This window comes from Streptomyces sp. NPDC005070 (genome assembly GCF_053600395.1).
On record NZ_JBSFZS010000566.1, the window covers coordinates 1 to 1,158 of the forward strand.

General features: G+C 71.2%; 2 protein-coding genes. Both read right to left on the minus strand.

Features of this window, described 5'->3' with window-relative positions:
• On the minus strand, positions 1 to 497 hold a 497-nt coding region (locus ACWEBX_RS41200), incomplete at its 3' end, for an MFS transporter (RefSeq protein ID WP_451889787.1).
• On the minus strand, positions 494 to 1,033 hold the full coding sequence (locus ACWEBX_RS41205; RefSeq protein ID WP_451889788.1) for an ArsR/SmtB family transcription factor: 540 nt from the start codon (positions 1,031 to 1,033) through the stop codon (positions 494 to 496). The genes ACWEBX_RS41205 and ACWEBX_RS41200, both read right to left, overlap by 4 nt.
• Positions 1,034 to 1,158: the final 125 nt, after the last annotated feature.

Consider the following 1,158-nt stretch of genomic DNA (forward strand, 5'->3'; position numbering starts at 1 on the left):
AGCAGGGCACTGCCCGCGGGCGGGCCGGCGAAGCCGGACGCGGCGGTCTGGGCGCCGCGCAGGCGGGAGTTGGCGCGTTCCAGGACGGCGGTGTCGCGGCCGAGCAGATCCGGCAGATAGGCCGTGGCGGCCGTGTCGAAGAAGAGTCCGCCGAGGCCGAGGAGGAAGGCGACGGCCGCGAGCAGGGGAATGCCCAGCACGTCGAGTGCGGCCGCTGCCGCCGGTATCGCGAGCAGCACCGCACGCGCCGCGTCCGTGACCCACATCGTGCGCCGGCGGTCCCAGCGGTCCACCAGCGCGCCGCCGAGGACCCCGAAGAGCAGCCACGGCAGGGTTCCGGCGGCCGTGACGACGGCGAGCGCCATCGGGTCCCGTGTCAGCGTCAAGGCGAGCAGCGGCAGCGCTGCGTGTGTCACCCCGTCACCGAGCGAGGACACCGTCTGCGCGGTCCACAGCCGTCCGAATTCGGCTGGCAACTTCTTTATGTCTGTGGTCACTTGGCGTCTCCTTCGGCCTGCCGGCGCGATGCCGGGTGGAACAGTGCGAAGACGAGTGACGTGTCCGGCAGCGAGGGGTCGGACAGCTTCCGGTACTCCTCCGCCAGTGCCTGCAGCCGCGCCCCCAGCTCCGCGAACTGCTCCTCGGTGAGCCGCAGATGCGCCATCCCCACATGCCGCTCGGCGTCCGCCGGCGACGCCTCCAGGTCCGCCACCGCATGCCGCATCAGCACATCCGGGCCTCCCTCGCCCGGATCCGGCAGCTCGATCGACCGCGCGGCCATGGCGTAGTACCGCTCGGTGACGCCCCGGACCTTCCGCGTCCGGACCACCTTCACCAGGCCGGCCCGCTCCAGCAGCCGTACGTGGTAGCTGGAACTCCCCTTCGCAATGCCCACTCGCTCGGCGATCTGCGTGATCGTGGCGGGCTCGAAGCGGAGCACGGCCATGATCCGGTGACGCGTGAGATTGGAGACGGCGCGTAGCTGGTCGTCCGTGGTGACGTGGAACGTCTCGGGGAGATCGTCGGTAGGCATGCGAGTAATGGTCAACGATTCTTGACCATTACCGCGCCGGCCACCGTGCCGTAGACGCGGGCGCCCCGGGCGCGGGCGAACCCGGCGCGTTCGAGGACCATGACCGCGGCGCCCTCGGCCATCAC

Excerpts from the sequence above, each read along its gene's own strand:
- ACWEBX_RS41205 (WP_451889788.1), bottom strand. The coding sequence starts at position 1,033 with ATGCCTACCGACGATCTCCCCGAGACGTTCCACGTCACCACGGACGAC.